Here is a 22725-nt window from a genome sequence, read left to right on the forward strand (position 1 = left end):
TTATGATTTCAAATTTTCCAATACCATATCCAGATGAGTTAATTTACAGTGTGATTGCACGTTATGCTATTCACAATGGAATTTTAAGTCCCAAATACCTTACTGAAGAATTATTCAATAATAGAAATTTGACGCCAACTTACGATTTACCTTCTCATCTAGACAGGTTGGCCAGTTACTTACCAGATCACTATGATGCGCTTACTTTAATCAACCAACACACCCTGTTACCAATTTACCAACCATTTCAACCTGATACAGTGATGCGTTATGCTGTACATGTATTGCAGGGTGAACAGTATCAATCATTACATACCAAGTTGGGAAAAAATGCGTCGCGAATCAAATCTGTGAATTTTTTTCGGTTCTGTCCGCATTGTTGGCAAGAACAGATGGAACAATATGGTGAAGTGTATTGGAAACGTAGCTGGCAGATTACAGGATATGAATATTGTATAAAGCATGAATCTGCCCTTTTTGTCAGCGCTGTTCCTTGCAATGGGCTAGACCGAAGATTTTATAATGCTCATTTAAATGTCCTTATTGACTCCTCACAACTTTTTATTAATTCACAAGACTTAAAGCGTCATCTAGAGTTAGCAAAAATAATCGAGGATCTACTTATTCAATCGAGCCATATTGCAGTACAAGATGTATCGATTTTATCAAATGCCTACTTCAATCTATTGAAAGACAGAGGCTTACTGTCAGGTCAAAAAAATATCAATTACGAAAAAGTCCGTCAGCTTGTTGTCGATTATTGGGGCGAAAGTTTTCTTCAATATTATCAATTAGGTGATCTGAGCTCTGAGAACTGCTGGCTCAAGAATATCTGTAGAAAACATCGTAAAGCATTTTCTTATCTTGAGCATCTCATCGTATTAAAGGCACTTGTTTCCGAACAAAGTCCTATTTATACATACCAACAGTATTTGGATCTAGCGACAGTAGGTATAGAGGAACAAGCCATTCCTGTCACTGTAAAACACAAGACTTACCAAGTCCTGTCAGATGATCAACTGAAATGGATACAATTGATTCAGGATATGTCAGTCAAACTAGCTCGTAAACATGATGGTGCACTGTACGCACGTTTATATCGCAATCATAAAGATTGGCTGTTACAAATCAATCAAACCGCTATCATGACACCACTCTCTCTACCCAAACCACGTGTCGATTGGAGTATTCGGGATCGTCAGTTTATGAAACAATTGATTAAAATACGTGATGAATTATTAGAAGACTTAGACTCCCCACAATGGACCAAAAAGTTTTTAATTAAACAACTTGGGCATGTCAGCCTAATTGAAAAAAACTGGCATTTTCTGCCGTTGACCAAAGCATTTTTGGAGCGCTACGCTGAGTCGGTGGACTGTTATCAAATACGTCGTCTGACTCGAACATATATTCGTCAACAAAGTAAGAATAAATACTATCCATCGAGTGTTTTTTTACGTAAATCAGGATTAAGTGAGCAACGATTAACGCCAGAAGCACATCGATTTTTTAATAATATTTGGGAAGAAATAAGAAATGAGTGATTGTTCAACCGACTTTTTACCAAAAGAGATGATTTACTATACTGCGACAAAAATTAGTCGACGCGGTCAAACTCGGTTTGATATTGATACTCATTTGTTTAACCCTATTATTAAACGTCCTATTCAACTTAAATTACCGATTGAGAGTGTTCTTCCATACCGCTATAGAACCCAAATTGATGCCTCTCCTACAAAATTATTCACTCACACACTTGAACATGTAAATTTCACAACATTTAGAACTATTATTTTACCGGAGGGTGAGGATCAAAAAATACATGAAGGCCGGATATGTTTTGAATTTAATTACTACTCAACAGTTTTAAAGAAAAATATAACTATTCAAATACCTAAGCTTATCTTGGCCCGCGATTTATTTTTCTCTCATCCTTATTTAATTCGGGCGGCACTTTTTGCAGAAAATTATTCAACCGATGTTTTAGTGGATAGAAATGATGAAAAGGCTATTCATATTAATATAGCAAAAAACAAAAAAATTATGAACGCAGATGTCTCTGATCCTCATTTTTTGAAGAAGCTCGCTTTAATTTTATTACAGCCTGATTTAAATAAAGCCTTCCTTAGTATTTATCAGAAAACAATTATTGATCAAAAAGGCGCTAAAAGTTTTAATTTTGACATGGAAGTGCCTGATCTTAAAAATATTGATCTAACAGTAGATGGAATTTATGATAAAGAAACAGGTATTTACAGAATTGAGCGCATTACATCTTTCAAAAATCTTGATACAGCTATCAACCGCCCTATTCAATTTCATTTCACTTCAAAAAGAATCATACAACAGGTCAAAAATGCTCAAGGGCAAGGTGGTTCAAACAAACCAAAACCAGCGAGTCAACCTAAAGAGAAATTGAATAAAAATGCTGAGGCAGATATCGATAAACTACTGGCCAAGCTAAGAAACCTACCTGGAGAAATTTATACAATTGAAGAATTAAAAATTTCTTTAGAGAAACCTCCTGCTAAAACTGTAGTACGTAAAAGACGAAAGCAAATGGATAAAGATCAAAATCAAGAAGAAGGATTTGCTGGTGGAGAAGGAGATATAGAGGGTACAGTGTCTGGATTTACAACAGAATCAGAAATTCAACTAGAACGAGTCACTTATAAAGACTTGATTAAACTATTGGAGCAAATTGAAGAAAAGGGATATAAAACCAAAGAAATCAAGAACTCACCTTTTAAAATATATAAACGTTTCAGAGGCCATAAGTTTGCAAACAATCAATTACGCTACTTTTATGTCTATAAAATTTTTAATATAGAAAATAACCATCAATTTTATTTGTGTGAAATTGATACTTCAGATGGTAAAAAAAATATCTCTACCTTATTACTCCCATATGAAAAAGAAACTCAACGATTAATTGAGATAGATTTGGAAATATTAAATAATTCAATACTGTCTCAATCACTCAGTTGGCCTAAAAAGTTTCTATCTGAAGTGAGAGGTATTACTGCAATAACTACAATTAATCATCCTTCCAAAAAGGAAGAAATAGAAGATGTAAATTATTACACTGACTGGGCGGAGCGGATCTTGGCAAAGGTAAAATCGATATAAATTTCATGAAGAGCTAATATATAAAATAGCATGCTGAAGTACCAAACTTTAAAAATTAGATGAAAGAGCACTATATACAGTTAAACATCTATTTTTAAAGAAGATATAAAAGTTAACCAGTAACTTGGCATATAGGAACTATTTTCCTTCTATAATCATACTTTCCTTACTTCGCAGGAATTATTTCGAGAATTTAAATGACACAACTTACTTGTTTTAAAGCCTATGACATCCGCGGCAAACTCGGTACAGAACTCAATGAAGAGATTGCTTATAAAATCGGTCGTGCCTATGGGCAAATTTATCAACCAAAAAAAATTGTGGTGGGCTGCGACATCCGTCTCAGCAGTGAAGATTTAAAACAAGCCACCATCAAAGGTCTGAATGATGCGGGTGTTGATGTTTTAGATTTAGGTATGACGGGGACTGAAGAAGTCTATTTCGGTGCCTTTCATCTAGATGTTCAAGGTGGGATCGAAATCACGGCAAGCCACAACCCGATGGACTATAACGGCATGAAATTGGTCCGCGAAAATGCACGTCCGATTGGAGCTGATTCAGGGCTAAAAGAAATTCGTTTATTGGCTGAATCAGGCAACTTTAATGAAGTTATCACTAAAAGCAAAACTGAAAAATACAATATTCTGCCTGAATATATTGATCATTTAATGTCGTATATTGATCCTGCAAAAATTCGCCCACTCAAATTAGTCATGAATGCGGGCAATGGCGCTGCTGGTCATGTGGTTGATGCCATTGAAGCAAAATTTAAACAGTTCAATATGCCTGTTGAATTTGTCAAAATTCACAATGATGCCGATGGTACTTTCCCTAATGGTATTCCCAACCCAATTTTAGTTGAAAACCGTGACAGTACCCGTAATGCGGTGATTGAACATCATGCAGATATGGGTATCGCTTGGGATGGTGACTTTGACCGCTGCTTCTTATTTGATGAAAAAGGCCAATTTATTGAAGGTTATTACATCGTCGGTCTATTGGCACAAGCGTTCTTACTGAAACAATCTGGTGAGAAAATTGTGCATGACCCTCGCCTGGTTTGGAATACCTTTGATGTGATTGAACAATACCAAGGTGAAGCGATTCAGTCTAAATCAGGGCATTCATACATTAAAGAAAAAATGCGTGAGCACAATGCAGTATATGGCGGTGAAATGTCAGCGCATCATTACTTCCGTGATTTTGCTTACTGTGACAGTGGTATGATTCCTTGGTTATTGGCGATTTCTGTACTCTCAGAAACCCAGCAAACATTGTCTTCACTGGTTGAAGGCATGATTGAAAAGTTCCCTTGCTCGGGTGAGATCAATTTTAAAGTTGCAGATACTCAAGCCACGATTCAAAAGATTTTTGATCACTTTGCCGATCAAAATCCTGCGATTGATGATACAGATGGTGTCAGCCTAAATTTTGGTGCATGGCGCTTCAATGTTCGAGCATCAAATACAGAGCCATTATTGCGCTTAAATATTGAGAGTCGAAAAGATCAAAATCCAAAACCAATGCAAGACTATGTGGATGAATTAACACAGCTGATTCAAGCTTAATTATTTTTTTAATATTAAAAAACCATTCAACTCATTCAATAAGTTGAATGGTTTATTTTTTTAGCTTAACTAGAAAGAAATTCTATCTAAGCTGACGACTGATTAAAATAGTGAACGATCTAATGGAATTTCGACTCCAATAGATACTCCCGCATCTTGACCATAGACATCAGAGTCACTCACCCATCCATTCAGTTTCAATGGCGCATTTGGTTTTAAATAATGTGTCCAAGTAAGATCTAAAGCTTTAATTTCATCTTTTTGCGTAAATTCATGATTAATACTTGAATTAGACTGATTGACTTTTGCTACTAACACACGCCCATTTAAGCGATTCATAACATCAAAGCGAATGTCTCCACCGAGACTTAGCATTTGACCATCCCCACCCATGGTATGCCCTAACGGGAAGCCGTGTTGGTAATAACCATCTTTATATATATGATGATCGTAAGAAATACCAAGTGCATCACCATTGGTTCGTGTATCTGCCCACTCTGCATAAATTTGATAAGGGATGCTATTCAGTTGAGAGGAATAATCAACTCCAGCTAAATACATTTTCTTAGAAGGTAGAAGTCCTGCTTCATCCTCACCCACATATTGAGCATACATACTCATGGGGATGCCTGTAAAATGATTCAGATTTAAGCGCGTATCAAAACCTGCTATTTGATTCGATGCATTGTCTTCACCAACACATACACCATCATTACATCCATTATCTTTCCCAACAAAAGCATTCCAATATGCTTTTAAGCTACCAGGTTGCCCTTGACCATCAATTTGAAAAGTTCTTGAGGCACCGAGCTCAAGATAAGGCAATGGCTGTGCAGTTAAGCGTAGGCCTAATAAATTCGTATCAGGAACGGCTTTATAATCATCTAATCGGCCAGCAAAAGCTTGATATTGCCAAGGACCAATCCATGACAGCCACTTTGTTTCAAATGCTTGTTGTTCAGCACGCTGCATGGTCAAACCATAAACTGGGCGACTTGCATCACCACGGATTAGGCTTCCTTCATGTCCTGGGCCCCAATACGTTGGGATTTGTCCTGCAATCAACCATTGATTCCACAATTTTCCTGCAATATAAGAACCTTCTAAATTGACATCATGTCCATGGTCAATGATTGGATCTTTTTCAGCATTGACCCGCAGCCTTGCATCCCACTGCGTTCCACCTGCATTCAATTCAAGCGCCGCTTGATATTGCGATTTTTGCTCATCTGCAAATTTTTGCGGGATATTTTGTGGATCTGTTTCAGCAAATAAAGCGAGCTTAATAGAGGTATTTTCTGCTTCTACATTTGCCATAACCGAATTGATAACTTTCTGCTGAGCATTATTTTCAATTTTGGCAGTAGATAATGCACGCTGAATTTCTTCACCACTCAATGGCCAAGTCGAAGTGCTAATTTGGATCACACCTTGCTGATTCAGCCAATTTAAATCTGTACGTAGATCATCATTATTCAAAATGATCCCTTGAGCGTAAACTGGCAGAGCTAGAGAAGAAAAAATCGCAAGTGATAGAACTCTAAGATTTTGATATTTCATATATTATTTCAATCAAGTTATATTTCACATATGATAACGATTTTTTCCAAACAAAAGATAAGATCTATCACTATTTTTGCACAATCAATACACGACTTGAGTTAGGTATTGAGAAGTATGGCAAATACAAAATTCGCCATACTGTCTTTAATGAATTTACACACTAAATTTTAATCTTAGTTATAACCATTTGGATTTTGCTTTTGCCAGTTCCAGCTATCCTTCAACATATCTTCTAAACCATATTGAGGCTGCCAATCTAACTCTGCGACAGCGCGGGCATTATCAGCAAATGAGGTTGCAACATCACCTTCTCGACGAGGTACGTATTCAAAAGGTATGTCAACTCCATTCACTTTTTCAAAAGTATCTCGAATCTGTTTTACTGAAATCCCATTGCCTGTACCAATATTCCAAGCGCGGCATCCTTGCGTTTTTAAACGATGATTCAATGCGCATAAATGTGCATTGGCCAAATCAACCACATGAATATAATCACGCACACCTGTACCGTCTACCGTGTCATAATCATTGCCAAAAATTGACAACTTATCACGACGGCCGACTGCCACCTGTGTGACATAAGGCATCAAATTATTGGGTATCCCCTGTGGGTCTTCACCAATTTGACCACTTTGATGTGCCCCTACTGGGTTAAAATAACGCAGCAATGCAATTGACCAGCGCTCATCTGCAGCCGATAATTTCTCTAGTAATTGCTCGACAATCAGTTTGGTATAGCCATAGTTATTACTTGGCATACCTGTAGGCATGGTTTCATTCAAGGGTGAAATATTGGCTTCATCATAGACCGTTGCCGATGAACTAAAGACCAACTTAAAGACTTGAGCACGCTCCATCGCTTTAACCAAGCTAATAGAACCCGAGATATTATTTTCAAAATATTTTAGTGGCTCTTTTTGGCTTTCACCCACAGCTTTTAAGCCTGCAAAGTGAATCACGGCATCAATAGAATGATGCTGAAAAATTTGATCTAAAATTTGCTGATCGAGGATATCACCTTCAACAAAATCTAATTTTTTAGCTGCCAACGCTTGAACACGTGCTAAAGATTCGACAGAACTGTTGGACAAATTATCCAGTACAACAACCTCATGCCCTGCGCTCAAAAGTTGAATACAAGTATGTGAACCAATATAACCAGCACCACCTGTTACTAAAATTTTAGCCATTTGTTTTTCCTAATAATATGTGTAGTAAGCCTTGCGTTGAACCATCTAAATCCGAAATATCCTTTCGATCACCACTTAATATTGGAAGTAGCTGATTGGCAATTTCCTTACCTTTTTCTACACCCCATTGATCAAACGGGTTAATGTTCCAAAGCACCGACTGTACAAAAACTTTATGTTCATACATTGTGATCAACATGCCCAAACTATATGGATTTAGCTCTTGCAATAAAATGGTTGAACTTGGTTGATTACCTTCATATTGTTTATATTCTGGCAAATCTTGTACTTCATGTTGATTTAAAGCTTGATTACCAAATGCCAGTAAGCGCGATTGAGCCAAACAATTAGATAGGGCCAAATGATGCTGTTCCACCAGCGCCTCTGCATTATCGACATAGGTAAATTGTTGGGCCTGATAGCGCTGCACTGGCGCAATGAAATCACAACTCACTGCTTGACTGCCTTGATGCAGCAATTGGTAAAAAGCATGCTGTGCATTTGGTCCCACTTCCCCCCATATAATCGGGCAAGTATCCCAGTCCACTTTTCGACCATTACGCTGAATCGACTTACCATTGGATTCCATTTCCAACTGCTGCAAATAAGAGGCGAAATATTTCAAACGGCCATCATAAGGCAGTACTGCATGAGTCTGAATATTAAGGAAATTATTATTCCACGCACCCAACAAGCCCATTAATACAGGAATATTTTGTTCGAAAGGTGCCGTCTGAAAATGCTGGTCTACCGCATATGCGCCAGCTAGTAGTTGTTTAAAGCCATCAACTCCAATTGTCAGTGCAATCGGTAAACCGATACATGACCAAAGTGAATAGCGACCGCCGACCCAATCCCAGAGCAAAAATTGGTTTTCGGCTGCAATACCCCATTCTGTCATTTTATCTGCTTTGGTGGATACGCCAATAAAATGATGCTTTAAAATTTGTGATTCTTGTCCAAGTGCTTTTTCAAGCCATAAACGAACTGTTAGCGCATTGGATAAGGTATCAATGGTCCCGAACGATTTTGAAGAAATAATAAACAGCGTGGTTTCGGGTCGAAGTTGATGCAATAAATCCGAAAGCTGACTACCATCAATGGTCGAAACAAAATGTACATTGAGTGGCTTATATGTGGATTTTTTGAAATCAGATAAGGCATGACTCACCATCAGTGGTCCTAAATCTGACCCTCCAACACCAATATTCACCACATCTTGAATGACTTCGCCAGTTGCGCCGCGGCACTGACCCGCATGAATTTTTTCTACCAAAGCATACATACGCTCAAGTTGTGTATGCACTTGTTTTGCTAATTCAGGATGAGACTGATCATCTTTGGGTAACCGTAGCGCCCAATGCATGGCTGCACGCTGTTCGGTATAGTTAATTTCTTCAGTAGAAAATAAACGCTTTATCCACGACGCTAAATCTTGTGTCTGTGCCCACTGGACTAGATTTTTGACAACGGGCTGATTGACTCTATGTTTACTAAAATCAAAAACCACTGGCTCTAAAGTCACAGAGAATTTTTCGAATCGCTGAGGGTCTTCAGCAAAGAGTTCTGTTAAATGCCTATTTTCAAATTCAGCTTTCAAACTATGAAGACTGCCTAAAACTGAATCTAAATGTTCGACCGTATAGGGTTGAGTTTTCATAGACATTAGCGCCCTACCCCCATATATGCAAAACCTTGAGACTTCACATACGCTGGATCATAAATATTGCGCCCATCCAAAATAAGTGGGTGCTGCATGGTTTTAAGCAATTCGGTATAATCAGGACTCCAATATTGTTTCCATGCAGTCAATAAACACAAAGCATGCGCATCTTGCACTGCCTCATATTGCTCTGTGCAATATATAAGATCAGGTCGCTCACCATATATTTTTTTAATTTCATCCAGGGCTTGAGGGTCGTGTAATCTAACTATTACACCTTGAGCCCATAGTGCTGCCAACATGGCATGAATAGGAGATTGTCGCGTACTGGACGTTTTTTCTTTAAACGCAGCGCCCCATATCGCAACAGTTTTCCCTTTTAAATCACCATGATAATAATTCCATAATTTACGGAATAAAACTTCTTTTTGCTGCTCATTAATTTCCCAAACTTGTGCAAGGAGTTGGCTATTTGCACCCACACCTAACACCGTATGCGTTAGGGTCTGAATATCATGTGAAAAGTTTTCTCCACCAAAGCCTGCCCCCGGATAGAGATAAGATCCTCCAATACGGTTATCTGCAGCCATCCCCTGACGAACTGATTCAATATCAATGCCTAATTTCTCAGCAACCACTGCCAAGTCATTGATATAACTAATTCGTGTCGCCAACATGCCGGAGATACTCAACTTGGTAAATTCGGCATCTACAATGGGCATAAATAAATATTGCTGCTGACGTGGAAATAAAGGACGTAAGAGTTCCTTAATTTTAATTTGAGCAGCATCTGATGCAGACCCAACAATCAGCTGTTTGGCTTGGGCAAAGCTTTGTAAAGCGTTTCCTTCCTGAATCATGTCGGGTAAGTAGACCCACTCATCTTCATGCAAAATTTTTACAAATTTTTCTGTCCCATGCAGTCCTAAAGTAGAAGCATTGATCATCAGTTTAGGGTGAATAATGGGACGAGACTTTAATTGTTTTAATATCTCAATCGCTTGAGTTTCTTCAGCTGGGTTAAAACTGAAGAAATAGGCATCTCCATCTAATGGAATATCATTAAAATCGCAGTATTTTAAAAAACTACTTTGTTGTTTGTTGAGTAGATTTTTTAAAGCTTCATCTTGGATATAGATTTGTTCGCTTTCATACGTTTTCAGTGGTTCATACCAAAAAACGTGATGACCGCATTCTGCTAGCAAAGTAGCAAATACACCTGAAAAGAGTGTTTGTCCAAATACTGCAACCTTCATATCAATCTCTTTTTATAGTTTTAGTTCTTTGATCAGTGCTTTAAATTCTTCACCTAATTTTGGATGGTCTACGCCATAATGTAAAACCGCTTTGAGATAGCCCAATTTACTGCCGCAATCAAAGGTTTGCCCTTTCATGTGATAAGCTTCCACCGTATCCGTCGCTTGCAAAGCTGCAATTGCATCAGTCAGCTGAATCTCATTACCTGCCCCTTTCGGCGTGTTCTCAAGTAATTGCATAATTTTGGCAGGTAAAATATAACGACCCACCACGGATAAATTTGATGGCGCAGTACCGACGGTAGGTTTTTCAACAATACCTTGCATTTGAATGCTGTGCCCTTCGGCAGGTGTAGAAGCAACATCGACAATACCATATTGATCTACCAAATGATCTGGTACAGCTTCCACCATAATTTGTGCTGCATTAGTTTCATCAAAACGTTGAATCATTAAACTCAAATCATTGGTTTCTGATGAATCTTTTACAAGAACATCTGGTAATAGCACGGCAAAATCATCATCACCTACTACAGATTTAGCACACAGTACAGCATGACCTAAACCAAGTGGCTGAGGTTGGCGCACACTGATTACACTCACATGGGGCGGTATAATTTCAGTGATTTCTTTGAGTAAATCAAATTTCTTTTTATTTTCTAAAGTGGTTTCCAGCTCAAAATTTCGATCAAAGTAGTTTTCAATCGATGCTTTTGAGGAATGGGTAACAAGAATAATCTGTTCAATGCCAGCAGCAATTGCTTCTTTCACCACATATTCGATGGCTGGGCGGTCTACCACTGTGACCATTTCTTTGGGAATAGATTTACTCGCAGGTAAAAAACGTGTACCTAAACCTGCGACTGGGAGAATGGCTTTTTTGATCATATGATTCATTGTGATAAAAATAAATTATTTATGGATTGATTCAGACTGAGAATTATTTTGGCTTGAAAAACGTACTGCTCCAACCTTTTGGTCAGGAGCATTAATACCTTCTTTCTTTACCATAACTTCAATCGTTTTAAACATAATTTTAAAATCAAGCCATATCGTATGCGTATCGACATACTTTACATCTAAGTCGAACTTTTCTTCCCATGTTAAATTATTTCTTCCACTCACTTGGGCAAGTCCTGTCATACCTGGTTTGACTTCATGACGACGCATTTGATGCGGGGTATAATGTTCAACAAATTCAGTTAATTGTGGACGAGGACCTACAACACTCATATCGCCTTTTAACACATTTATCAGTTGAGGCATTTCATCCAAACTGGTTGAACGTAACTTTTGCCCAAATGGTGTGATACGCTTCTCATCAGGTAAGGGAGTACCATTTTCATCAAAGGCATTTTTCATTGAACGAAATTTCATCATTTTAAAAAGCTTTCCATCTTTACCTGGACGCTCTTGATAAAAAAAGATAGGAGACCCTAAATTTTTTCTCACTTTATATGCGATCAAAAAAAAGATAGGCGACAAGAATACTAACGCTGTGATCGAAATAAAAATATCAATTATTCGTTTCATAAATTCTTTAACCTTATCTTATCTTATCTTGGTACAAAAATAAGATAAATATATAACGTCATTGGGCTAATAAAATTAAAACTTAGGGTGGTTTTCACATTTCAGTTTTCATTCTTAACTTTTCCATATTCATCAACAAATTGAGTCAAACCAGAAACTTTATATTTTTCAATATCTCTTTCCAATTGTTTAAATTGTTTAGAATAGAATGGGCCTGCAGCGTGAAAACATTTTTGGTCTTTTATGATACCTGATTTTTTTCCAATTAATCTGAATAAATTTTGTAAAGCACCATCTTCACCCAACTTCATGCTCAGAGGTAATAAGTTAAATATCCAAGAGATTTTTCTAAAATCACGCGCTCTAAAACCTGCGCACCACCCGCCTGTAGGACCTTTTTGAACTATTAAATTATCAATTGCAACTTCATTATAATAGCTTAAATCAGGTTTTGCCCCATTTGTATGTTCATTTTGTATGACATCCAGTGCCAAAAAACCAAACTTTTTAAAAGTATTAAAATACTTTATAAAGATTTCATCTATATGACTTGGATAAGCAAGTACATCATCATCAACTTCAACCACGATGTCACCCGTAGCCATTTTAAAGAGTTGCTTATAGGCTTTTAGTCTTAAATTTTCCTTTGAAATATGAAATTGGATATCAATAATATTTTTATATTTTTCAATAAATTCTAAAATTACAGACTCTGTATCATCATTTGAAGCATTATCAAAAATTATAATTTCAGAATTGCTTTTATCATGAATAGAGTTAATAAGTTCCTCTAGACAGATCTTTAGCATCTTACTTCTTTTCCAAGTTAAAATAACGAAAGAAATTTTTTTACGTATCATATCCATGCACTCAAATTAAAATTGATTTAAACATTTTTTGTTCAATGATGATCTACCCCTATCATAAACCCACCCCCACTTATTGAAATAATCAAAAGCGCTTTTTAGATGAGCTTTTAATAATGCAGGATTCTTATATGAACCTTGTTCGTGTTTATGAATAACTTTTGCAAGCGGATAATAAATTGCTCCAAATTTTTCTGCACAGCGTCTCGATATATCGATGTCTTCCATGTACATAAAAAAACGTTCATCAAAACCATCTAAAGCTAACAGTTTATCAGAATTAAATAACATGAAACATCCAGATAAATAAGGAACAAAAATATCTTTGGTAATCTCAAATCTTTTTAAAAGATAGGACTCATCTAGTTTAGCTGCTAAACGAGGAGAAAAGCGTCTAGAGAAAAGATTTAAAGGTGAAGGTAGAAGTCTTGCACCATATTGATTTTCTCCATTCTCATATACAATTTTTGGTAAAAAAAGACCTTCTTCACGAGTCAATACGAACTCAAAAAAATTATTAAATTGAGTTATGTCAAATACAATATCTGGATTACAAATAAGAAAATAATCACATTTTTTGGCATATAGTTTAATTGCCTGATTATGACCGTACCCAAAACCAAGATTTCTAGTAGATTTTATGTATTCGATTCGATCATTATGTTTAGCATAATCTATCGCCCAATCACTCGAATCGTTATCGACAAGTATTATTTTTTTTATAGCGTTGATTGCAAGCAGGCTATCTAATGTTTCCTTAAGTTCAGTATAATCATGCTTATACAGAACTAAAGAAGCTATTATCGAAATACTATTGGACATCACATGCTACCTTTACCCATCTTTTTGCTTAAAGCATCTTTAAGTGCCAACAAGAAAATTTTTAAATTATTTATTCTTGGTGAAACAAATAAAAATAGAAAGAAAAAATACATGAAAGTTTTCGGAATTTGTACAACTCTCCAATTCCACTGTAAATTTGAATAGAAAATTAGATAAAAAGCGTTTCTAATAATAAAGTATTTTCTAAAATCTGAATGTATATTGACATATTTTTTTGAAAAAGGAACTTTTATAGACTCATCACCGATAGAGTGTTTCATGATCACCTTATTTGCAACAAAGCAATGATAACCTAATTTTTTGGCTCTGAGTCCCCACTCCAAATCTACATAATCTATGAATAAGTCTTCCATCATTAAACCCACAGTTTTAAAAACATCTGTTCTGATTAGTGTGCCTGATGAAATAATATAATCAGCTATAGTAAATTGCTCATCTTCATTTGGGTAAATTCTATTAACTTTTAATCCATTAAATTGAATAATAGGGGCCTTGATATTGGTTTTTGTATCAATATATGCAGGTCCTACAGCTGCAACTTGAATATCACTTTTACGGATTTCATGGTCAGTCGCAATTAACGAGCTTACGAAGTCTTGATCAACTGTTGAGTCTTGATCAAAAATAACGAGATATTCAGAACCTAATTCTAATGCTTTAGAGATTCCAGCATTATGTGCTTTAGCAATACCTAAGTTACCATTTAGATCTACATAAATTATTTTCTTGTTGAGTTGATCTTTGTTTAAAAAATCATATTGTTGATTTTTTACAGGAGTATTATCAACTAAAATAACATTATCGACTTGATTTAATAAACTATTAATCAAGCCATTCAAATGCACTAAGTCTGGGTTAAATAAAACAATGATTGCCGAATTCATTCAAATACCTTTAAAGTAAAATTTTATTGGAACTGTAAAAAAACATAAAACTTAAAACAATAAGTAATAAAAAATACAAAGACTTCATACCTTTATCCCAAGACTTATACTCTAACGGGAAAATAAATGTTGCTAAAGAGAATAGAATAAAAACCTCGGAAAATCTCAGTCCCAATACAGCATTAAAGTTAAACATTATTTGTAAAGAACAACCAATTGCACTTAACAAAACAAAAAGTTTTTTTGATTGGTTTAATTCACGCCAAAAAACCGTATTTAAAAATATCATTAAAATTTTCATCAAAAGAAAAACTGAGAATAATGATAAATCATCAGCATTCTTATTTAAATAATCCTCAAATCTATCATTATCAGAAAACTTTAGATTAATATAATTTTGTAAATATGTTTTAAAAATAAACCCAAATATTAGACTTGAAAACAAAGTTATAATAACAAAAACACGATTTAAAATTATATTTCTCAAAAGATTAGCTACAACAAAAAATATAACTAAAACTGTAAGTGAGGCATGAATAAAACAAGATAAAAACAACAATAATATTGAAAATTTATTTCTATTTGAATCTGAAAAATAAGAAATAATAGCATACGATGCTAATGAAATCGCTAAACCCGCTCTAATCTGTGTAACTTCGTAGAGAGTGAAAGTTTGAGCAAATATTAACCAAAAGAGAATTAAGGCATTATATCTATTTAAAATTAATTCACTGAATTTGTATTTAAACGATAAAATTAAAAAGACAAAAATGAAATATATAAAAAAGATACTATTATTAAAAAATTGAATTAAATATACTATGATTTGAAATAAAGGATCTTTTTCAAACAACATCACAGAAATATGAGTATTAGATATAACCTTCATCCAATACTCATATGCAACAACATCTCTACTTAAATCATAAATATTATATGACACAAAGGAAGCTAATAAAGTAAATAGAATAATAAATATAAAGTTAACGGCTCTATTATTCAATTTAAATTCCATTTCAAGAAGATAAATTAAAATATTTAAGCTAAAAACGAAAAATGCTATATAATACACGAATTACCCTACATTTAATTTCTACTCACAAAGTAATCATCTCTCCTGATTAATTATGAGATACATTGTATTAACAATATGATAAAAATATCACATCATCTGAGTTAACATTAATTCATTCTATTTTCATTAATTTTTTGCTTTAAATTATATCTATTTGATTCAAATATATGTCTTATTACATCAATATTTTTCCTACTCTTTCCTAGATAAATACCACCATCCAATTGATTTATAAAAATATATTCATAACCATATTCTTTAAAATCTCCTATCTTCTCAGATAAAACGATTGGTATTATACCATAATTTAGATATTCAACTATTTTAGTTGGACATGCTACCTGATTAACTAAAATATCATCTCTAAGTACAAATCCATAATGACTTTTTTTGTAATATTCTTCTAATTCTTCAGGTTTAACTGACTTGATAGTGATTTGTTCTAGATTAATTTCATACTTTTGTAACATTTTTTTAAATACTTCGGGTTCACCTGTAAGAATTGTAAAATTAATTTTTTCTGACAGATTATTCTTTATTGCTTTAAGCATCAAATCAACATTCTGCCAAATTTGAGTATTACCACTATAGATAACTTCTAAAACATCATCTTTCTGGTTCATCGTATCTATAATATAAGGCTTAAGATGACTTGGTAAAATTGCATAAGTAATAAATACAGCCTTAGTTTTTGGATACTTCAACTTATAATGGTTTGACATTCTATTAGTGACAGAAATACAAACATTAACTCGCTTAAATAGAATTTTTTCTATTGTACTAAAAATTGATGCATACTTTTTTTTGCCCTGCATTTCGAGTTCTTCAGGGACAACACCATGCAAATCCAATACATAGAACTTATTTATAAAAAAGATAAATAAAATCAAATTTAGAGCATTATAAATTGATTGTATATAAACCAATGAAGCCTGTTTAAATAATTTTAAAATCGAAAAAAAATGAAAAAAAACATTACACGATATTTGAGCTCTCAAACCATCTTGTACTACTTTTTTTTTCCAATTCTTAAAAAAACTTGTAGTCAAATATACACGTACATCATCTGAATAGAATTGATCTATATTTTCAACTCTTTGAAAAAAGCCATCTCTGAATTCCGATTCAGTTTGTGGGTATTTACTTAAAAACAATATCACCAATTTACTCCATCAGAACTTTATGACTTCGAAAGAATTTCTACAATTTTTGAACAAGCAAAACCATCCCCATATGGGTTATGGGCTTTTGACATTTTGTCATACACATTTTTATCGTGTATTAACTTCTGTGCTTCTTCAAATAGTACAGTCTTATCACAACCCACTAGTTTTACTGTTCCAGCAGCCACTGCTTCAGGACGTTCAGTCGTATCGCGCATCACCAATACAGGTTTACCTAGTGATGGTGCTTCTTCTTGAATACCACCACTATCAGTAATGATAAAATATGATTGATTCATTAGATATATGAATTCTTCATACTGTAAAGGATCTATAAGATAAATGTTTGGAGTATTTGATAAGATTTTTTTTACAGGTTCCTGTACATTTGGGTTTAAATGCACTGGATAAACAATATCTATTTCAGGATTTGTTTGCGCTATCTGCTTCAACCCCTCACAAATATTAATAAACCCCTCCCCAAAATTTTCTCTACGATGCCCTGTAACCAATATAATTTTCTTATTTTCTTCAAGTTTATACTGACGATTAAGATTTTCTATAATTTTATTTTTGATTTCAGTATTACTGTCAATTCGTTTCAATACATACTTTAAAGCATCAATGACAGTATTACCTGTCACAAAAATACTATCGGTATCTTTCCCTTCTTTAAGTAAATTTTCTTGGCTAATTAATGTCGGGGCAAAATGATAACTTGCCAAAACACCTGTAAGTTGACGATTTCCTTCTTCAGGCCAAGGGGAATAAAGATCATTTGTACGTAGACCAGCTTCAATGTGGCCTACTTGTGCTTTAGCGTAAAACGCAGCCAAACTTGTTGATAGAGTTGTTGTTGTATCACCATGTACTAACACAATGTCTGGACTAAATTCTGCTAACACAGATTTCATCCCTTGCAGTACATTTGCTGTTATATCATAGAGATCCTGACCGGGTTTCATGATATTCAAATCATATTCAGGTTCAATATCAAAAATTTCGAGAACTTGATCCAACATTTGTCTATGCTGAGCTGTTACACATACTCTTGTTTCAAAATTAGTTAAGTCTTTTTTAAACTCTTTAACTAATGGAGCCATTTTAATCGCTTCTGGACGCGTACCAAAAACAATGAGTATTTTTTTCATAATTTGAACCTAAAAATGAGCCCTAACATGCACAAAGTTAAAAGTATTTCACCAAATATCATTGAAACCAATATTCCATTGATCAGGAAATGAGGAATCAAAATAAAATTCAACAGTACAGTCACTAAACCAGCAACAATAAAAGATGAAGTATAAAATTTGTCTTGTCTCATAGCAGACAAATATTGTATGCCGATAATATTGTTAATGACACCAAAAAAAAGCCAAATCATCATAATTGCAAGAATATAACTATATATTTGGAATCCTACCCCATAAACCAATGTAATAATATATTCTGATAAAAGTGCTACAACGATTCCAACTGCAAGCGCCATAGATCCAATTACTATCATAAGTTTTTTTATATAGGACTTTGCACTTTCTCTATGATTTACTTTACGACAACTTATCGGGTAAAGTGCTTGTGTAATCGGGGTAAACAACCCAACAATCGCTCTGAATAACTTTTCTACTGCGGAATAATAACCAACAATAGTGTTATTTGATACAAATGCTAAAATAATCGTTCCTGATGATATAAGTAGATTACTTAATGCAGAAGTCAAAAATAAATTCGAGCCACCTTTCAAATAACTCATAACATTTTTTATTTTTTGAAGTGTAAATTTAATTTTAAAATTCTTTCTAATCAAATATAAAGAATATATTCCTGCAAATATTCCACCTAATGATGTCAACAAAGGAACTAGCAAATAATCAGAGCTATGTTTAACCATTAAAAATATAGAAATTGTAAAAAAAACTTTAGAGACTATATTGATTATAGTGATGTATTTCATTTGCTCCACACCCTGAAAAAACCATACAGGAAATAGAACTTGACCCAACACTATACCCAAGGTTAAATAATATAACCAAGGGTCTACACTAAACTTATCGAAGAAATAAATTAAAAAGGTGAGAATAAAGAAAGAAAGTATAAAAAGTATAAACTTTATTATCATTACAGAGTTAAAAATTTCATTTAACTTCTCAGTATTGTCTCGATTTAAAGATACTTCTCTTGTGGCGGTAAAATTAAAACCATAGTCAGTAAGAACAATAAAATAACCAATAATTGCTGTTGCAAATGCTAATGCGCCAAATTTTTCAGCACCTAAAATACGAACTAGATAAGGCAACGTCAACAAAGGTAATATGTAATTGAGACCTTGCAAAGTCGCTAAAGAAAAGAAGTTCCCTAGAAATCTTCTTTTTTCTTCATCATTCACTACACTTTTGAATTTAGCTAACAACTTCGCAACTCTTCCAACACTTCATTTCAAATTGCATAAGTACAATTGGTAAATGAAGTAGATTAATCATTTAAATAATTTGGCTTCATTAAGTTGAGAGGCCACTTTATCTTTATCACTTACTAATACTTCAGCAATATCACCTATTGGCCACTCAATTGCAATATCGGCATCATCCCAAACAATGCTTCTTTCACATTCTTTAGAATAATAATTTGTCGTTTTGTATAAAAACTGCGTATTATCCTCAAGAGCCACAAAACCGTGTGCAAAACCTGCTGGAATCCAGAACTGCTTATGGTTTTCACCAGTAAGCTCTACACCAACCCATTGACCAAATGTAGGAGAACCTTGGCGAATATCGACAGCCACATCCCAAGCACGGCCTTGTACTACACGTACCAATTTGCCCTGAGCATGTGGATTCAGTTGATAATGCAACCCTCTCAGTACACCTTTTTGAGAGTACGAATGATTATCCTGAACAAAATTTGGAACCTCAAGACCGCGCTCTGTTAAAGCTTGTTCAAAGTTTTTTTGGTTAAAGCTTTCCATAAACCAACCACGATCATCACCAAACACGCGTGGTTCAAGTATGAGTAGGCCATTAATTTTTGTTTCAATAATATTCATTCGTATCACTCAGTTTTATCTAGTCTTTTTTTTCTAGCAATGCTTATGCTTGATGCTCTTTAAGCAATTTAAGCAAGTACTGACCATAGCCCGTCTTTTTAAAGAACTCACCACGCGCTTTGAGCTGATCAGCATTGATCCATCCATTGTTGAAAGAAATTTCTTCCAAACTCGCCACTTTCAAACCCTGACGGTGTTCAATCGTTTGTACAAACTGACTTGCTTCGAGCAATGAGTCATGCGTACCTGTGTCTAACCACGCAAAACCACGGCCAAGCACTTCAACATTCAACTCATTTTGCTGTAAATAAAGGTTATTTACATCCGTAATTTCCAACTCACCACGGTGCGATGGCTGAATATTTTTAGCAATTTCAACGACTTTGTTGTCATAGAAATATAAACCCGTTACCGCGTAGTTTGATTTTGGTTGTTCAGGCTTTTCTTCAATACTAAGTGCCTTTCCTTCCGCATCAAAGTCAACCACACCAAAACGTTCAGGATCATTTACATAATAACCAAAGACTGTTGCACCACTAACTTGTGACGCAGCACGTTTGAGTTGCTCACTAAAGTGTTGACCATAGAAAATGTTGTCGCCCAAAATCAGACAAACATTATCCTCACCAATAAACTCTTCCCCTAAAATAAAGGCTTGAGCAAGACCATCTGGTGATGGTTGGACTTTATAAGAAAGTTTAATTCCAAGCTCATCACCTGTACCTAAAAGTTTTTCAAAATTAGGTAAATCTTCTGGTGTCGAAATAATCAAAACTTCATTAATCCCTGCCAGCATTAGAACTGACAAAGGATAATAAATCATAGGCTTATCATAAATTGGGAGTAACTGTTTTGACGTTCCCATAGTAATTGGATACAAACGTGTACCTGACCCACCCGCAAGAATAATGCCTTTGCGTTTTATTTGACTCATGGAAGAAGTTCCTCTAATACTTGTGCTACACCTTGCTGCCAATGTGGCAGGTGTAATTTAAAATTTTGTTGTAACTTATCTGTATTTAAACGTGAATTTAAAGGGCGCTTTGCTGGTGTTGGGTAAGCTTGTGTTTCTATGGGATTCACTTGTTTTAAGATCAGTGGTTGATTATGTTCACGTGCCTGCTCAAACACAAATTGTGCATAATCATACCATGTTGTTTCACCTGTAGTCGCTAAATGGTAATGACCGTGCAGCAGTATTCTTTGATCATCGGACTGTAAAGTATAATAGCGAATAGCTTGAGCCGTGACATCTGCAATCAGTGCTGCCCCTGTAGGTACACCAACTTGATCTTGGATGATATTCAGCTCTTCTTTCATTTGCGCCAATTTGAGCATGGTCTTAATGAAATTATTTCCTCGCGCCGCATAGACCCAACAGGTACGGAAATTTAGAAATGAAACTCCGCTTTGCTCTAAAGCAAGTTCACCGTCTCGTTTAGTTTGACCATATAAATTAACTGGGGCAGTTTGGTCATCCTCTTTCCATGCCAAAACACCTGTGCCATCAAACACATAGTCTGTTGAATAATGAATCAACAATGCACTATGCTTTTGACATTCCTCAGCCAAGTGCTTAACCGCTAAAGCATTGATAAGATGTGCCTGTTCAGCATCAGATTCAGCCTTATCTACAGCGGTATAAGCGCTTGCATTCACAACAATATCTGGGCGAATTTGTTCAAAGGCTTTTGAGATTTCTGCAAAGTTTGCAACATCACCACACCAACCCTCAGGGCTTGTTTGACGATCTAAAGCAATCACCTCTCCAAGTGGTTGGAGTGCACGCTGTAATTCCCACCCCACTTGGCCATTTTTTCCTAACAACAGTATTTTCATAGTATTACGCAACTTAATTTGTTTCTTCTGCAACCTGATACTGTTGATTGATCCAATTTTGATATTCGCCACTTTGGATATGTTGAACCCACGCTTGGTTATTCAAATACCACTCAACGGTTTTTCTTAAACCCGTTTCAAAACTTTCTTCAGGCACCCAACCAAGGTCTTTTTGAATTTTGCTTGCATCAATTGCATAGCGTAAATCGTGACCAGGGCGATCTGTCACATAAGTAATCAAGTCTTCATAACAAACCACACCATTTGGTTTATTTGGTGCAAGTTCTTCTAACAATGTGCAAATGGCTTTAACAACATCAATATTCTTTTGTTCGTTATGACCACCAATATTATAAGTTTCACCAACAGCAGCCTCAGTAACCACTTTATATAAAGCACGTGCATGGTCTTCTACAAATAGCCAATCACGAATTTGATGCCCATTACCATATACAGGTAATGCTTTGCCATTGAGGGCATTCAAAATAATTAATGGAATCAGCTTTTCTGGGAAATGATAAGGGCCATAGTTGTTTGAGCAATTGGTTAAAACGACAGGTAAACCATAGGTTCGGTGCCATGCACGAACCAAATGATCTGAACTAGCCTTACTTGCTGAATATGGTGAACTTGGAGCATACGGTGTTGTCTCAAGGAACAAGTCATCTGTACCTTCTAAGTCACCATAAACCTCATCCGTTGAAATGTGGTGGAAACGAAATGCTTGCTTTTTATCTTCGCTTAAACCGTTCCAATAATGACGAGCAGCCTCCAACAACTGGTATGTTCCAATAATATTGGTTTCAACAAATGCAGCAGGGCCTGTAATTGAGCGGTCAACATGCGATTCAGCAGCCAAATGCATCACAGCATCTGGTTGAAAAATTTCAAATAATTGATCTAATGCAATGCGATCACAAATATCAGTTTGGGAAAATTGATAACGCTCATTATTTTCAACCAATGCCAACGATTCTAAATTACCTGCATAGGTGAGTTTATCGACATTGAGTACCTGATGGGGTGTATTTTGAATAATATGGCGAACGACTGCTGAACCAATAAAACCAGCACCGCCTGTTACCAATAATTTCATATTTTCCTGCTCTT

The 22725-nt window shown here is 35.2% G+C and carries 20 protein-coding genes; 3 read left to right on the plus strand and 17 right to left on the minus strand.

Going from position 1 to position 22725, the window contains the following annotated elements; all coding sequences use genetic code 11:
* Positions 1 to 2 precede the first annotated feature (2 nt).
* The 3 genes from AC4MC0_RS17085 to AC4MC0_RS17095 all read left to right on the plus strand — a co-directional run bounded on the left by AC4MC0_RS17085 (position 3) and on the right by AC4MC0_RS17095 (position 4697).
* Positions 3 to 1544 carry a TnsD family Tn7-like transposition protein gene (locus tag AC4MC0_RS17085; protein WP_126038883.1) on the plus strand — a complete coding sequence of 514 codons (1542 nt, stop codon included), beginning with the start codon at positions 3 to 5 and terminating at the stop codon, positions 1542 to 1544.
* A complete protein-coding gene (locus tag AC4MC0_RS17090; protein WP_491887166.1) occupies positions 1537 to 3129 on the plus strand; it encodes a Tn7-like element transposition protein TnsE in 1593 nt (530 codons plus the stop codon). Before AC4MC0_RS17085 ends, AC4MC0_RS17090 begins: the two co-directional genes overlap by 8 nt.
* 197 nt (positions 3130 to 3326) lie before the next feature.
* Complete coding sequence (locus AC4MC0_RS17095) at positions 3327 to 4697, plus strand: phosphohexomutase domain-containing protein (RefSeq protein ID WP_491887167.1); 1371 nt, start codon at positions 3327 to 3329, stop codon at positions 4695 to 4697.
* 102 nt (positions 4698 to 4799) lie between these two features.
* Here the strand turns inward: AC4MC0_RS17095 and AC4MC0_RS17100 are convergent, their stop codons facing one another.
* From AC4MC0_RS17100 to rfbB, 17 genes are all read right to left on the minus strand, one after another.
* Complete coding sequence (locus tag AC4MC0_RS17100) at positions 4800 to 6257, minus strand: capsule assembly Wzi family protein (RefSeq protein ID WP_491887168.1); 1458 nt, start codon at positions 6255 to 6257, stop codon at positions 4800 to 4802.
* A gap of 176 nt (positions 6258 to 6433) precedes the next feature.
* Positions 6434 to 7450 carry a UDP-glucose 4-epimerase GalE gene (galE, locus tag AC4MC0_RS17105; protein ID WP_491887169.1) on the minus strand — a complete coding sequence of 339 codons (1017 nt, stop codon included), beginning with the start codon at positions 7448 to 7450 and terminating at the stop codon, positions 6434 to 6436.
* The gene (gene pgi / locus AC4MC0_RS17110; RefSeq protein ID WP_491887518.1) at positions 7443 to 9110 is read right to left on the minus strand and encodes a glucose-6-phosphate isomerase; all 1668 of its coding nucleotides are present in this window, start codon (positions 9108 to 9110) and stop codon (positions 7443 to 7445) included. The genes galE and pgi overlap by 8 nt, the downstream gene beginning before the upstream one ends.
* Before the next feature lie 5 nt (positions 9111 to 9115).
* The gene (locus tag AC4MC0_RS17115; RefSeq protein WP_279731534.1) at positions 9116 to 10369 is read right to left on the minus strand and encodes a nucleotide sugar dehydrogenase; all 1254 of its coding nucleotides are present in this window, start codon (positions 10367 to 10369) and stop codon (positions 9116 to 9118) included.
* Between the two features lie 12 nt (positions 10370 to 10381).
* Positions 10382 to 11257 carry a UTP--glucose-1-phosphate uridylyltransferase GalU gene (galU, locus tag AC4MC0_RS17120; protein WP_279731533.1) on the minus strand — a complete coding sequence of 292 codons (876 nt, stop codon included), beginning with the start codon at positions 11255 to 11257 and terminating at the stop codon, positions 10382 to 10384.
* 24 nt (positions 11258 to 11281) lie between these two features.
* Positions 11282 to 11902 carry a sugar transferase gene (locus AC4MC0_RS17125; protein ID WP_279731531.1) on the minus strand — a complete coding sequence of 207 codons (621 nt, stop codon included), beginning with the start codon at positions 11900 to 11902 and terminating at the stop codon, positions 11282 to 11284.
* A 101-nt stretch (positions 11903 to 12003) separates the two neighbouring features.
* Positions 12004 to 12768 carry a glycosyltransferase gene (locus AC4MC0_RS17130; protein ID WP_491887170.1) on the minus strand — a complete coding sequence of 255 codons (765 nt, stop codon included), beginning with the start codon at positions 12766 to 12768 and terminating at the stop codon, positions 12004 to 12006.
* Positions 12769 to 12777: 9 nt separating this feature from the next.
* Positions 12778 to 13590, minus strand: coding sequence for a glycosyltransferase (locus AC4MC0_RS17135; protein WP_279731528.1), 813 nt, complete (start codon positions 13588 to 13590; stop codon positions 12778 to 12780).
* Positions 13590 to 14495, minus strand: a complete 906-nt coding sequence (locus AC4MC0_RS17140; protein WP_279731526.1) for a glycosyltransferase family 2 protein — start codon at positions 14493 to 14495, stop codon at positions 13590 to 13592. Before AC4MC0_RS17140 ends, AC4MC0_RS17135 begins: the two co-directional genes overlap by 1 nt.
* A gap of 10 nt (positions 14496 to 14505) precedes the next feature.
* The gene (locus AC4MC0_RS17145) at positions 14506 to 15567 is read right to left on the minus strand and encodes an EpsG family protein (protein WP_279731525.1); all 1062 of its coding nucleotides are present in this window, start codon (positions 15565 to 15567) and stop codon (positions 14506 to 14508) included.
* Positions 15568 to 15677: 110 nt separating this feature from the next.
* Positions 15678 to 16730, minus strand: coding sequence for a glycosyltransferase (locus AC4MC0_RS17150; protein WP_279731524.1), 1053 nt, complete (start codon positions 16728 to 16730; stop codon positions 15678 to 15680).
* Between the two features lie 20 nt (positions 16731 to 16750).
* Positions 16751 to 17884, minus strand: a complete 1134-nt coding sequence (gene wecB / locus AC4MC0_RS17155) for a non-hydrolyzing UDP-N-acetylglucosamine 2-epimerase (RefSeq protein ID WP_279731523.1) — start codon at positions 17882 to 17884, stop codon at positions 16751 to 16753.
* Entirely contained in the window at positions 17881 to 19119 is a 1239-nt protein-coding gene (locus AC4MC0_RS17160) for a flippase (RefSeq protein ID WP_491887171.1), read from the minus strand. The genes wecB and AC4MC0_RS17160 overlap by 4 nt, the downstream gene beginning before the upstream one ends.
* A gap of 90 nt (positions 19120 to 19209) precedes the next feature.
* Positions 19210 to 19776: a dTDP-4-dehydrorhamnose 3,5-epimerase gene (rfbC, locus tag AC4MC0_RS17165; RefSeq protein WP_279731521.1), complete on the minus strand. Its 567-nt coding sequence runs from the start codon at positions 19774 to 19776 to the stop codon at positions 19210 to 19212.
* 43 nt (positions 19777 to 19819) lie between these two features.
* Entirely contained in the window at positions 19820 to 20710 is an 891-nt protein-coding gene (gene rfbA / locus AC4MC0_RS17170) for a glucose-1-phosphate thymidylyltransferase RfbA (protein ID WP_279731520.1), read from the minus strand.
* Positions 20707 to 21615: a dTDP-4-dehydrorhamnose reductase gene (rfbD, locus tag AC4MC0_RS17175; protein ID WP_279731519.1), complete on the minus strand. Its 909-nt coding sequence runs from the start codon at positions 21613 to 21615 to the stop codon at positions 20707 to 20709. Before rfbD ends, rfbA begins: the two co-directional genes overlap by 4 nt.
* A 13-nt stretch (positions 21616 to 21628) precedes the next feature.
* Complete coding sequence (gene rfbB / locus AC4MC0_RS17180) at positions 21629 to 22711, minus strand: dTDP-glucose 4,6-dehydratase (protein ID WP_279731518.1); 1083 nt, start codon at positions 22709 to 22711, stop codon at positions 21629 to 21631.
* Positions 22712 to 22725 lie beyond the last annotated feature (14 nt).

Source organism: Acinetobacter sp. CAU_H_S139_7, assembly GCF_058599305.1.

Bases quoted from the DNA above. Each gene is read 5' to 3' on its own strand.
- AC4MC0_RS17085 (WP_126038883.1), top strand. From the start codon at position 3: ATGATTTCAAATTTTCCAATACCATATCCAGATGAGTTAATTTACAGT.
- AC4MC0_RS17090 (WP_491887166.1), top strand. From the start codon at position 1,537: ATGAGTGATTGTTCAACCGACTTTTTACCAAAAGAGATGATTTACTAT.
- AC4MC0_RS17095 (WP_491887167.1), top strand. From the start codon at position 3,327: ATGACACAACTTACTTGTTTTAAAGCCTATGACATCCGCGGCAAACTC.
- AC4MC0_RS17100 (WP_491887168.1), bottom strand. From the start codon at position 6,257: ATGAAATATCAAAATCTTAGAGTTCTATCACTTGCGATTTTTTCTTCT.
- galE (WP_491887169.1), bottom strand. From the start codon at position 7,450: ATGGCTAAAATTTTAGTAACAGGTGGTGCTGGTTATATTGGTTCACAT.
- pgi (WP_491887518.1), bottom strand. From the start codon at position 9,110: ATGAAAACTCAACCCTATACGGTCGAACATTTAGATTCAGTTTTAGGC.
- AC4MC0_RS17115 (WP_279731534.1), bottom strand. From the start codon at position 10,369: ATGAAGGTTGCAGTATTTGGACAAACACTCTTTTCAGGTGTATTTGCT.
- galU (WP_279731533.1), bottom strand. From the start codon at position 11,257: ATGATCAAAAAAGCCATTCTCCCAGTCGCAGGTTTAGGTACACGTTTT.
- AC4MC0_RS17125 (WP_279731531.1), bottom strand. From the start codon at position 11,902: ATGAAACGAATAATTGATATTTTTATTTCGATCACAGCGTTAGTATTC.
- AC4MC0_RS17130 (WP_491887170.1), bottom strand. From the start codon at position 12,768: ATGGATATGATACGTAAAAAAATTTCTTTCGTTATTTTAACTTGGAAA.
- AC4MC0_RS17135 (WP_279731528.1), bottom strand. From the start codon at position 13,590: ATGTCCAATAGTATTTCGATAATAGCTTCTTTAGTTCTGTATAAGCAT.
- AC4MC0_RS17140 (WP_279731526.1), bottom strand. From the start codon at position 14,495: ATGAATTCGGCAATCATTGTTTTATTTAACCCAGACTTAGTGCATTTG.
- wecB (WP_279731523.1), bottom strand. From the start codon at position 17,884: ATGAAAAAAATACTCATTGTTTTTGGTACGCGTCCAGAAGCGATTAAA.
- rfbC (WP_279731521.1), bottom strand. From the start codon at position 19,776: ATGAATATTATTGAAACAAAAATTAATGGCCTACTCATACTTGAACCA.
- rfbA (WP_279731520.1), bottom strand. From the start codon at position 20,710: ATGAGTCAAATAAAACGCAAAGGCATTATTCTTGCGGGTGGGTCAGGT.
- rfbD (WP_279731519.1), bottom strand. From the start codon at position 21,615: ATGAAAATACTGTTGTTAGGAAAAAATGGCCAAGTGGGGTGGGAATTA.
- rfbB (WP_279731518.1), bottom strand. From the start codon at position 22,711: ATGAAATTATTGGTAACAGGCGGTGCTGGTTTTATTGGTTCAGCAGTC.